The sequence below is a fragment of the Synechococcus sp. EJ6-Ellesmere genome, from assembly GCF_024345875.1.
In the GTDB taxonomy this organism is placed as follows: Bacteria; Cyanobacteriota; Cyanobacteriia; order PCC-6307; family Cyanobiaceae; genus Regnicoccus_A; species Regnicoccus_A antarcticus.
On the sequence record NZ_JAGQBY010000110.1, the window covers coordinates 1 to 10500 of the forward strand.

The 10500-nt window shown below is 68.2% G+C and carries 13 protein-coding genes and 1 pseudogene; 9 read left to right on the top strand and 5 right to left on the bottom strand.

What is annotated here, in order from left to right:
• The 3 genes from KBY78_RS12170 to KBY78_RS12180 all read right to left on the bottom strand — a co-directional run.
• On the bottom strand, positions 1 to 498 hold a 498-nt coding region (locus KBY78_RS12170; RefSeq protein ID WP_255143812.1), incomplete at its 3' end, for an FHA domain-containing protein.
• Positions 485 to 964 carry a signal peptidase II gene (gene lspA, locus KBY78_RS12175; RefSeq protein WP_255143813.1) on the bottom strand — a complete coding sequence of 160 codons (480 nt, stop codon included), beginning with the start codon at positions 962 to 964 and terminating at the stop codon, positions 485 to 487. The genes KBY78_RS12170 and lspA, both read right to left, overlap by 14 nt.
• Positions 961 to 1536, bottom strand: a complete 576-nt coding sequence (locus KBY78_RS12180; RefSeq protein ID WP_255143814.1) for a biotin transporter BioY — start codon at positions 1534 to 1536, stop codon at positions 961 to 963. Before KBY78_RS12180 ends, lspA begins: the two co-directional genes overlap by 4 nt.
• Before the next feature lie 61 nt (positions 1537 to 1597).
• Between KBY78_RS12180 and KBY78_RS12185 the strand changes: the two genes are divergently transcribed.
• The gene (locus tag KBY78_RS12185) at positions 1598 to 1939 is read left to right on the top strand and encodes an NAD(P)H dehydrogenase assembly family protein (RefSeq protein ID WP_315856668.1); all 342 of its coding nucleotides are present in this window, start codon (positions 1598 to 1600) and stop codon (positions 1937 to 1939) included.
• On the opposite strand, the gene KBY78_RS12190 is transcribed toward KBY78_RS12185, so the two are convergent.
• Positions 1897 to 3219 (bottom strand): pitrilysin family protein, encoded by a 1323-nt coding sequence (locus KBY78_RS12190; protein ID WP_255143815.1) that lies wholly within the window; start codon positions 3217 to 3219, stop codon positions 1897 to 1899. The genes KBY78_RS12185 and KBY78_RS12190 overlap by 43 nt on opposite strands.
• The gene (locus KBY78_RS12195; RefSeq protein WP_255143816.1) at positions 3216 to 4493 is read right to left on the bottom strand and encodes a pitrilysin family protein; all 1278 of its coding nucleotides are present in this window, start codon (positions 4491 to 4493) and stop codon (positions 3216 to 3218) included. The genes KBY78_RS12190 and KBY78_RS12195 overlap by 4 nt, the downstream gene beginning before the upstream one ends.
• A gap of 55 nt (positions 4494 to 4548) precedes the next feature.
• Here KBY78_RS12195 and KBY78_RS12200 point away from each other — a divergent pair, with 55 nt between their 5' ends.
• From KBY78_RS12200 to KBY78_RS12235, 8 genes and pseudogenes are all read left to right on the top strand, one after another.
• Positions 4549 to 5313, top strand: a complete 765-nt coding sequence (locus KBY78_RS12200; protein ID WP_255143817.1) for a phycocyanobilin:ferredoxin oxidoreductase — start codon at positions 4549 to 4551, stop codon at positions 5311 to 5313.
• Positions 5310 to 6224, top strand: coding sequence for an HlyD family efflux transporter periplasmic adaptor subunit (locus KBY78_RS12205; protein ID WP_255143818.1), 915 nt, complete (start codon positions 5310 to 5312; stop codon positions 6222 to 6224). Before KBY78_RS12200 ends, KBY78_RS12205 begins: the two co-directional genes overlap by 4 nt.
• Positions 6221 to 7408, top strand: a complete 1188-nt coding sequence (gene devC / locus KBY78_RS12210) for an ABC transporter permease DevC (protein ID WP_255143819.1) — start codon at positions 6221 to 6223, stop codon at positions 7406 to 7408. Before KBY78_RS12205 ends, devC begins: the two co-directional genes overlap by 4 nt.
• Before the next feature lie 82 nt (positions 7409 to 7490).
• Entirely contained in the window at positions 7491 to 8186 is a 696-nt protein-coding gene (locus KBY78_RS12215; RefSeq protein WP_255143821.1) for a DevA family ABC transporter ATP-binding protein, read from the top strand.
• 58 nt (positions 8187 to 8244) lie between these two features.
• Entirely contained in the window at positions 8245 to 8400 is a 156-nt protein-coding gene (locus KBY78_RS12220) for a hypothetical protein (protein WP_006171625.1), read from the top strand.
• A gap of 107 nt (positions 8401 to 8507) precedes the next feature.
• The gene (locus tag KBY78_RS12225; RefSeq protein ID WP_255143820.1) at positions 8508 to 9440 is read left to right on the top strand and encodes a glycosyltransferase family 2 protein; all 933 of its coding nucleotides are present in this window, start codon (positions 8508 to 8510) and stop codon (positions 9438 to 9440) included.
• A 139-nt stretch (positions 9441 to 9579) separates the two neighbouring features.
• A complete protein-coding gene (gene rpsB, locus KBY78_RS12230) occupies positions 9580 to 10296 on the top strand; it encodes a 30S ribosomal protein S2 (RefSeq protein WP_006171627.1) in 717 nt (238 codons plus the stop codon).
• 71 nt (positions 10297 to 10367) lie between these two features.
• Positions 10368 to 10500, top strand: a pseudogene (locus KBY78_RS12235) (elongation factor Ts); the annotation flags it as partial.

Below are 10500 nucleotides of genomic sequence, written 5' to 3' on the forward strand. Positions count from 1 at the left end.
GAGGGGACCTCGCACCGGCGCCAGGCTGCCCCGCACCGGGGTCCACAGGAAGGCCAGAGCCAGCAGCAGCAGCCCCACCGAACTCACGCCCGCCAGAACAAGGGTGAGACCGCGGGCGAGCCGAAGTCCCCGGGGCATCGGCTTGCGCTCAAACACCAGCTCCGGCAACCCCGGCTGCTCGGGGGGGCCGAAGCGCACCACATCGCCATCCCGCAGCAGCAGCTCCCGGATCCGCTGGCCCCGCCAGAACAGCCCGTTGGTGGAGCCGCTGTCACGGATCAGCCACTGGTGGCCCACCGCTTCGAGCCGGGCGTGCTGCTTGCTGACAGCAGGGTGGTCGAGGCTCAGCTCCAGACCAGGATCTCGGCCAAGACGGACCAGGCGGCCGTGGAGCGCCATCCGGCGGGGGGGCTGGCCGCCGAGATGGATCTCGACCTGAGCGGCCGGCGGGCTCTCCAGCTCCACCAAGCCCCTTTTCAAGCCCTCAACGGCGCTCACGGGGGCGTCCCTCCCAGAGGTCCAGGATCAGGCAGACCACCGCCACGTTGATCGCCACATCGGCGAGGTTGAACACCGGGAACTGGACGGGCACCAACTCAAGAAAATCGACCACGCCACCGATCCGCCAGCGGTCGAGGCCATTGCCGACAGCGCCCCCGAGCAAGGATCCGAGCCCCAGCCACTGCCAGCGCGGCAGAGAAGGATGGCGCTGGATCCACACCACCAGCAGCAGCGCCACCACCAGACTCACCACCCCCAGCCAGACGGTGTGACCGGTGAGCAGGCTGAAGGCGGCTCCGGTGTTGAACACCAGCCGCAGACGCAGGAGCCCCGGGATCAGCGGTTCCGCCAGGCCCGAGGGAAGAGCGGCCGTGGCCCACGCCTTGCTGAGCTGGTCGAGCACCACCACCAGCCCCGCCACGGTCCAGGCGAGGCGGCGACTGGAGCTCCCCGCCCCGCTCATGGCTGCACCAGCAGGAGGCGGCGCAGGGGCCAGGCCAGCACCGCCACGCCGCAGCAAAGCAGCAGCTGGGGCAGCAACGGGCCGAGGCTGTAAGCGATCAGCAGATCGGGCAGCCCATTGGCCCATCGGCCCGCCAGAGCTCCGAGCAGGAGGTTGGCGATGCCACTGAGCTGAATCACCGCCAGCCCGAAGAAGGCAGCTCCCAGCAGGCGCAGCAGCTCACCCATCCCCTCCTGGCGGGCCAGCCGTCCACTGACCCAGGCCGCCGGCACGAATCCAGCCAGGTAGCCGAACCCGGGATCCAGCAGGTAGGCCATGCCACCGCCGGAATGGAACACAGGCAGCACCAGCAGGCCGAGGCTGAGGTAGGCGACCGCCGCCAGCAGAGCCGGCCTTGGCCCGCAGACCAGGGCCGTGAGCAACAGCGCCGGCACCTGGGCGGTGACGGGCAGGTCGAGAAGGCGCAGTCCGCCCCCCGCAAGGGGCAGGGGAACAGCGGCCTGGATCAGACCCCCCATGATGATCAGCAGCAGCCCGACAAGGGCGCCACTCCAGTTGGCTAAGGCCCGCAAACGAAGGGTGATTGGCTGCCCCCATCCTGCTGTAGTGGATGCCAGCTGAACAGCTGTGGCGATGAGCCCCCCCGATCCACCCTCCGATCACTCCGCCAAGGCCACGACTGACCCTCCGAACCATCCACCAACGGATCAGCCTTCCAGTCCTGCCGGTGAGCCCGAAGCCGCGCCGTTCAACGTGGGCGACTGGGTGCGGATCACGGCCCGGATCACCTACCTCAAAACCGCCGATCCGATGCCGATGCTGCGCCCCCCCGATCTGGTCGATGGCGATGAAGCCGGCCAGGTGATGGCCCTGCGGGCCATCAACCAACTGGCGGTGCGCTTCCGGCGCGGCACCTTCCTTCTGGATGTCGCTCAGCTCAGCGCCTGCACTCCCGAGGGGCGGCCGAAGGGGTGAGCCCACCAGACCTTGCCGGCGGCCCGCAGGGCCTGGGGCGGTCCGCAGAGGCTCAGGCTCGGCCGGCTCAGCAGTTGGCGGGCCACCACATGGAGACTGTCGGGGTCGAGGCTGCCGGCCCGCTCCAGCGCCTCATCGGCGTAGGACCAGCCCAGGCCATGGCCCAGCACCATCGCCTGGCGATCGGCGATCTGGCCACAGGTCTGCCGGCCGGCGGCGGAAGCGCCGCGGAACTTGGCGATCGCCAGGGACAGTTCCTCCTCGCTCAGGGGCTGATCCAGCAGACGCTGCCACTCGGCAAGCAGCTCGGTGGTGGCCTCAGCGGCCCGCTCCGCGGAACTGGAGAGGTGGAACACGAACGGGGCGGCACCGCAACGGGCCGGGGCATGGACGCCCACGTCGTAGGCCAGACCGTGATCTTCCCGCAGGGCCACGAACAACCGGCTCGACATGCCCACCCCCAGGTGGCACTGCAGCAGCCGCAGGGCCAGGGAGCGGGGATCGGCCAGGGGCACCGTGGCGGCCCCGAGCATCAGCACCAGCTGCTCGGTGTCCTGCTCCTCCAGCACCAGGCCAGCCTCGTTCACCGCCTCCTGTCCGCTCAGCAGCGACGGTGATCGGCTGCTCCAGGCCTGACTGCCGAGGGGCTGCAGCAACTCCTCCAGGTCATGGGGTGGCCGGCCCACCAGCACCAGGGCTGCCCCCTGGCTCCCCAGGGCCGCGGCGGCATCAAGCAGCTGGGGACGATCAAGATCGGCCAGCTCCGCCTCCACGCCCAGGGGGTCGTGGCCGTAGGGGCCCTCGCCGTAAAGGTGCGAACGCAACTGGTCGTGGGCCTGCTGGAAGGGGTCTTCGCGCAAGCGGCCGAGGGTCTGCAGGTTGAGCTGCCGCTCCAGACTGATCTGATCGGGATCGAGCCAGGGGCGCTGCACCATGACCCCCAGCAGGGGCAGCAGAGCCGGGGCATCGTCGCTGGCGCACTTCAGACTGATCACCAGGGCGTCTTCGCTGGCTTCGCAGCGCAGTTCATCGCCGAGGCCCTCCACCAGATCAGCCAGCTGGTCGCCACTGAGATCACCGCAGCCTCGGCTGAGCAGGCCCGCCAGCAGCTGGGCCCGGCCTCGCTGGCCAGGGGGATCGGCGGCACTGCCGCCACGGATCCAGAGCCTGGCGGAGAGAATTGCCGGCCCCTCGCGGCGCAGCACCGACGCCGGGCAGCCGCCGGGCAGCTCGAAGCGCTCGGGCTGGGGCAGAAGAGGAAGGGGTGTGGAGCGGCTCATGCGGGCAGGGCCAGCAGGCGGCAGGCCCGCTCGGGCGCCAGCAGCGGCAGCAGCTCAGCGCCGAGGCGCTCAACGCTCCAGCGCTCCAGCAGCTCAAGGGGATGGCGCAGTGGTCGCAAGCGCCCCCAGAGGCACTGGTGACCGATCAGCCCCGCCACTGACGACGCCGACTCCAAGCCAAAGCGGTAGCCGTTCGCCACAAGCCGCCGGGCGCGCTCCAGCTCACTCTCCGGGGGAAGGGTGCAACAGATCTGCTGCCAGACCACGGCGATCTGCTCCTCCACCGCCGCCACCTGTTCCGGGGCACAGACCGCTTCGAGCAGGGCCAGGCTGCCGGCTTCCAGCACATTCAGATCCAGATCGATGCTCTCCACCAGGCGCAGCTCTTCGCGCAGCCGCTGCACCAGGCGACTGCGGCGCCCTTCGGCCAGAAGGCTGGTGAGCAGATCGGCGCCGGCCACCGCCTCCAGATCGTCAGCGGCGGGAAGCTGCCAGGCCATCAGCAAGCGGGCCGCCTCAAGCCGGGGCAGCCGCAGCTCGTGGACCCCAGGACGCAGCTCCAGGGTTGGGCCTGGCTGATCTGCCGAGGCCAGAGGCTCAAGGCCGGCCAGGGCACTGGCCTCCAGCAGGGACTCAATCGGCAACTGATCAAGGGCACCGGCCAGGGCCAGACTGCAGCGCCGGGGCCGGTAGGCGCCGCTGTGAAAGGAGGCCATCCCCTCGGGGGTCTGGGCCTTGAGGGCCCCGCGGTTCCCCAGGATCGGCCGGCCATAGGGGTGCTGGGGACAGGCCAGGTGGAGCAGGCGCTGGAAAGCCACTTCCTCGGGCTGATCTTCACTCTGGGCGAGCTCCTCGAGCACCACCTGGCGCTCCATCCGGAAATCCCCGGGATCGAGCCGTGGCTTGAGCACCAGATCAAGCAGCAGTTCCAGGGCTTCAGCCACCGCCTCCGCTGGCACGAGCACGTGGTAGTGCACGTCGTCGAAGCCTGTGGCCGCATTGCTGCTGCCGCCCAGCGACTCGATGCGGTGATCGAATTGCCCCGCCTCCAGGTGCTCGCTGCCCTTGAAGACCATGTGCTCCAGGAAGTGAGCCATCCCCTCCTGCCCGGGCCCCTCACCAGCGCTGCCGGCCTGGCACCAGAAGTCAATACAGACCAGGGGAGCCTGCTCCTGCTTCAGGCTCACCACATCCACCCCATTGGCGAGGCGGAGCAGGCATGGATCCTCGAAGCTGTCGGCAGCCTGGAGCGGGGGTCGGGAGGGGAGGGGCAACGACTGGGCCGAAAGGGCGTGGCAGGATCAACATTCTGCTGGCCGAGGCTGCCCCGTGACCTCCACCGTCCCCGCCCCCAGCCCCGATCAGCGCCCAGCCTCCTCCGGTCTGCACCCCCTGGTGGATGCCCTGGCCGAAACGATCCGCAGAAGCTGGAGCACGCTGCCGGATCTGGCTCCCCTGGCCATCGAGGCCGATCTCGAGGCGATCAGCGGCAGCCTCGACGGCGAAAAGCTGTTCATCCGCAATGAGCTGCGCCGCTGCCGCGGCCTGCGCAAACTGCACCTGGAAACGGCACGGCTGGGAGCAGGTCTGCAGATCCTGCACTGCGTGTTCTTCCCGGATCCCCGCTACGACCTGCCCGTCTTCGGCGCAGACATCGTGGCCGGACCGGCCGGGGTCTCGGCCGCCATCGCCGATCTCTCCCCAACGGGCGGTGAGCTGGCGGCCGGGATCTCCGCCGACCTGGCCGCCCTGCCGCGCCGCCCTTACAGCCAACCGCGGGAGCTGCCGGCCTGGGGCACGATCTTTTCCCCCTTCGTGCGCTTCGTGCGGCCGACGAGCGAACAGGAGGACGGCTGGTTCCTCGAGGAGGTGGCCGCACTGCTGGCGGTGATGGGCAAGGCCGTGGCCAGCACGCCGGAGCAGGCCAGCGATGACCCCGCTACGGTTTCGAGATATCACGGCCAGCTCTCGTATTGCCAGCAGCAGAAACGGAACGACAAGACCCGTCGCGTGCTGGAGAAGGCGTTCAACCCGAGCTGGGCGGATCGCTACATCGAGCAGCTCCTGTTCGACGATCCTCTGCCACCGGCATGAGCCGTCTGCCGTTGCGTCCGTGGCTGATCGGCGCCTCTGCCCTGGTGCTGGTGGCCGGGGCAGCGATTTTGATCAGCCGCAGCCAGCAGAGCACCAGTTCCGAGGCCGCGCCCCAGACCACCGCCCAGCCCAGGACGCTGGAGGCGGTCTCAGCCCTTGGACGCCTGGAGCCCGCCGGCAACATTCGCAAGCTGGCCGCACCGATCACCGGCATCGGCGGCAGTCCTCGCATCACCAAGCTGCTGGTGGAGGAAGGCCAGCGGGTGCAGGAGGGCCAGTTGCTGGCCACCTTCGACACCGGCCCCGCCCTTCAGGCCCAACGGCGGCTGCTGCAGAGCCGCATCGCCAACCTCAACGATCAGGTGAGCTTGCTGGGGCGTGAAATCTCCCGCTACCGCCAGCTGGCCAAGGCAGGTGCCACCCCGGCCGCTGACCTCGAGAGCCGCGAACTCACCCTGGTGGAGCTCAAGGGCAATCTGCGTGAAGCCCAGGACGAACTGGTCAAGACCGAGGCCGATCTGGTCAACACGGAGCTGCGGGCACCGTTCAGCGGCACCGTGCTGAAGCTGCAGTCCAGGGTTGGCGAGCGTCCCGGTGATGACGGCATTCTCGAACTGGGAGCCAGCGACCAGATGGAAGTGCTTGCCGAGGTCTACGAGAGCGACATCAACCGCCTGCAACTGGGCCAGCGGGCCACCATCACCAGCGAGAACGGAGGCTTCAGCGGCACCCTCAATGGCCGGGTGATCCGGATCAGCCCCCAGGTTCGCCAGCGGGATGTGCTCTCCACCGACCCCACCGGCGATGCCGATGCCCGCATTGTTGAAGTGCGGCTTGCCCTCGAGCCGGCTGATATTGCCAGGGTCAGGACTCGCGCCGGACTCAAGACCGTGATCCGCTTCGAGCCATGAGCGCTCTGCCCAGGCTGGCGGCGCTCTGGAACCGGCGCCGGATTCCCCTGGCCTGGCTGCTGCTCACCCGGCAACCGGCCCGGCTGGCGGTGGCCCTGGCGGGCATCAGCTTCGCCGGGATTCTGATGTTCATGCAGTTCGGCTTCCGCGACGGCCTGTTCGACGCCAGCGTCACGGTGCACAAGCTGTTCGACACCGATCTGGTGCTGCTCAGCCCCCGCTCCAGCAGTTCGGTGAGCATGGCCGGCTTTCCCCGCCGGCGGCTGGTGCAGACCCTCGCCGATCCCGACGTGGCCGGCATCACGCCGGTGCACTGGAACCTGGTGATCTGGCGCAATCCCAAGGACCTCAGCACCCGCTCGATCCTGGCCCTCGGGTTTGAGCCGAGGGATCCCCTGTTCACCGATCCTGGCCTGGCGCCCAAAGCCAAGGTGCTCAACCAGCGGGGCCGGGTGCTCTTCGATGAACTCTCCAGGCCCGAGTTCGGTCCGGTGGCGGAGTGGTTCCGGGAGGGCCGCACCGTGGAGAGCGAGATCGGCGGCAAGCGGGTGCGCGTCGGGGGCCTGGTGGCCCTCGGTGTGTCGTTCGGGGCCGACGGCAACATCCTCACCAGCAGCGAGACCTACCTGCAGCTGCTTCCCAACACGCCCCCCGGCAGCATCGAAGTGGGCCTGATCCGCCTGCGGCCTGGGGCGGATCCAGCGGAGGTGAAGCAGCGCCTCGAGGCCTCCCTGCCAAAAGACGTGAACGTGTTCACGAAGCAGGGCTTCATGGACTTCGAGAAGGACTACTGGCGCAGCAGCACGGCCATCGGCTTCATCTTCACCCTCGGTGCCGCCATGGGCTTCATCGTGGGGTGCGTGATCGTCTATCAGATCCTCTACAGCGATGTGAGTGATCACCTGCCGGAGTACGCCACGTTGATGGCGATGGGGTATCCCCTCTCCACCCTGCTGGGGGTGGTGGCCCGGGAGGGTCTGCTGCTTGCTCTGCTCGGCTATCTGCCGGCCTATGCCGCCGGCCAGGGTCTCTACTCGCTGGTGCGATCAGCCACCCGCTTGCCGGTCTACATGGACACCCCCAGGGCCGTGCTGGTGTTCAGCCTGATCCTGGTGATGTGCATGGGCTCGGCTGGGATGGCCATGCGCCGCCTGGGGGATGCCGACCCCGCCGAGATCTTCTGACCGCCACCTCAGCCGTGCCGCCATGACCGACTCCCCCTCATTTCTTCCCGCCCTTACCTCCCCAGAAGGATCTCCGCCACCGATGGTTGAGGTGGACGGGCTCTGCCACTGGTATGGGGTCGGCGAGATGCGCCGCCAGGTGCTTCAGCAGGTGAGCCTGACGATCCAGCCCGGGGAGGTGGTGCTGCTGACCGGACCTTCAGGTTGTGGCAAGACCACCCTGCTCACCCTGGCGGGAGCCCTGCGCCAGGTGCAGCAGGGCCATGTGCGGGTGCTGGGCCAGGACCTGAACGGGTCCAGCAGGAGACAGCGCCAGCAACTGCGGCGACGCATCGGCATGATTTTTCAGGGGCATAACCTGCTGCGCTGCCTCAGCGCCGAGCAGAACGTGCAGATGGGCTCCGACCTCCTGCCGCACCTCGGCTACCGAGCCAGGCGCGATCAGGCACGCGAGTGGCTGCGGGCCGTGGGCCTCGGCGACCAACTCGACAAACTGCCTCACGGGCTCTCAGGAGGCCAGAAGCAACGGGTGGCGATCGCCCGGGCCCTGGCGGCCCACCCCCGCCTGCTGCTGGCCGATGAACCCACCGCAGCCCTCGACAAACAGAGCGGCCGCGAGGTGGTGGATCTGCTCAAACGCCTCGCCCGGGAGCAGCATTGCGCCGTGCTGATGGTGACCCACGACCCCCGTATCCTTGATGTGGCCGACCGGCTGGTGCAGATGGAGGACGGCCGCCTGATCGCCGCCCGGGTACCTGAGCCGGAACCGGCTGTCTGAAGCCCGATGGGCCGGGCTTGGTAGGCTGGAGAATCTCCCCAACGGGCCGAACCACTACATGGCGAAACGCAGGAATCTGAAGAAGGAAAAGCAGGAGCGCAACCGCGCCTACGCCCGCAAGTTCAAGAAGCGCAAGCTCCGCAACGACGGTCGTGGTGAAGGTGCCGGCAACGGCGTCACCGGCACGGCCAACAACGGCGGCGCTGCCGACTGAGCCAGGAGCTGGTGTCGCCCGTCAGGCCCCCGAGCGTGGCGACTGACGGGCGTGGGGATCCCGAGGGATCCCTTTTTTATGCCCCATCACCCCCCGGCAGCCGAGCCATGTTTCCCAGCGTCGTCATCCCCACCTACAACCGCCGGCCGATCTTGGAGAAGGCGCTGCTGGCCCTGGAGGATCAGCGGCTGGAGCCGCCCCTGGAGGGGTACGAGGTGGTGGTGGTCGATGACGGCTCCACCGACGGCCCCGCCGGGTGGCTGCGGCGGGAGGCGGGGCGCTTCCCCCATGTGCGCCTGATCGAACAGAACCATGGCGGACCCGCCGAGGGCCGCAACCGCGGCGTGGATCACGCCCGGGGTGATGTGATCGTGTTCATCGACAGCGATCTGGTGGTCACCGGAACATTCCTGCTGGAGCATGCCCGGACCCTGGAAGCCCACTGGCAGCGCAGCGGCAACCGGCTCTGTTTCACCTATGGCGCGGCGATCAACACAGCCAATTTCGAGGATCCCACCAGCGAACCCCACAAGCTGCGCGATCACTCCTGGGCCTACTTCGCCACCGGCAACGTGGCGATCGATCGCCAGCTTCTGGAGCGCTCCGGCCTCTTCGACACCGGCTTCCGCCTCTACGGCTGGGAAGACCTGGAGCTGGGGGAGCGGCTGCGGCGCCTGGGGGTGGAGCTGGTGCGCTGCCCGGCGGCGGTGGGGTACCACTGGCATCCAGCGCTGAGCCTGGAGCAACTGCCCGATCTGGTACGGATTGAGCAGGAGCGGGCCCGCATGGGGCTGGTGTTCTACCGGAAGCACCCCACCCGGCGGGTGCGCTTCATCATTCAGTTCACCTGGTGGCACCGCCTGCTCTGGGAGCTGCTCACCCTGGGGGGGCTGGTCAACGAGCGCACGCTGCGGCCGCTGCTGGCCTGGCTGATCCGCCATGGCCAGAACGCTCTGGCCATGGAGCTGCTGCGCTTGCCGCTCAACCGCCTGGGGGTCCGCGCCCTGTTCCGCGAAGCCCGCGCCGAGGGCCTTCGCTGACCGTTTGGTAGCTTGGGTTGTCCTTAATAAACCGCACACCTGTCCGTTTCGGGTGCTCAGTCGGCACCGGTGATACCCCTTCCGGGTCATCGCGTCTGATCCCTGGCAGGTGGAGGCGAACCCGAAACCCTTCCCAACCATGGCTGTTGTCACCCTCTCCGAGATGATGGAGGCTGGTGCCCACTTCGGGCACCAGACGCGTCGCTGGAATCCCAAGATGTCGCGCTACATCTATTGCGCGCGCAACGGGGTTCACATCATTGATCTCGTGCAGACTGCCGTCTGCATGAACAACGCCTACAAGTGGACTCGCAATGCCTCCCGCAGCGGCAAGCGTTTCCTCTTCGTGGGCACCAAGAAGCAGGCCTCCGAGGTGATCGCCATCGAGGCCAGCCGTTGCGGCGCCGCCTATGTGAACCAGCGCTGGCTTGGCGGCATGCTCACCAACTGGAGCACGATGCGCGCCCGCATCGACCGCCTCAAGGATCTGGAGCGGATGGAGAGCTCCGGCGCCATCGCCATGCGTCCGAAAAAGGAAGCGGCCGTTCTGCGACGCGAGCTGGAGCGTCTGCAGAAGTACCTCGGCGGCCTGAAGAACATGCGCCGCCTCCCGGACGTGGTGGTGCTGGTTGACCAGCGTCGCGAGAACAACGCCGTCCTCGAGTGCCGCAAGCTCGACATCCCCCTGGTGTCGATGCTCGACACCAACTGCGACCCTGACCTGGCCGACGTCCCCATCCCCTGCAACGACGACGCCGTCCGCTCCGTGCAGCTGGTGCTGGGACGTCTCGCCGATGCGATCAACGAAGGTCGCCACGGCAGCCAGGAACAACGCGCCGAAGACGACGAGGCCTGAAGCCTCTTGACTCAGAGCTCAGGCCTCAGGCCTGAGGTTTGCCCGGGGTTCCGAGCTGTTCGGGACCCCTGATCACCACCTTCACCCTTCCCTTCCTCCTTTCCCCTCCCATGGCTGAGATCTCAGCGAAGCTCGTCAAGGGACTGCGCGAGAAAACCGGCGCCGGCATGATGGACTGCAAAAAGGCGCTGGGGGAATCCGCCG